Source organism: Listeria rocourtiae subsp. hofi, assembly GCF_963575615.1.
Lineage (GTDB): Bacteria > Bacillota > Bacilli > Lactobacillales > Listeriaceae > Listeria_A > Listeria_A hofi.
In genome coordinates, this window is the sequence record NZ_CAUYTL010000104.1 from 1 (window position 1) to 345 (window position 345).

The following is a 345-nucleotide window of genomic DNA, read 5'->3' on the forward strand; positions in this document are numbered from 1 at the left end:
TTCATAGTTATCGCGAATTACCAATCCGTATTGCGGAACTTGGCATGATGCACCGTTATGAAATGAGTTGTGCGCTATCTGGCCTTCAACGCGTTCGTGGGATGACACTAAATGATGCGCACGTATTTGTTCGCCCAGCCCAAATACAAGATGAATTCAAACGCGTAGTTGAGCTAATTTTAGCTGTATATAAAGATTTTGCCATCACATATTACAGTTTCCGCCTAAGCTATAGTGATCCAGAAACCACTGAGAAATATTGCGATGACGATGCTATGTGGGAAAAAGCTCAAGGTATGTTAAAAGATGCAATGGATGACATGAACTTAGAATACTATGAAGCAG

At 40.9% G+C, this 345-nt stretch carries 1 protein-coding gene; it reads left to right on the top strand.

Annotation, left to right across the window (positions count from 1 at the left end):
• On the top strand, positions 1-345 hold a 345-nt coding region (locus R8925_RS15930; RefSeq protein ID WP_430536757.1), incomplete at both ends, for an aminoacyl--tRNA ligase-related protein.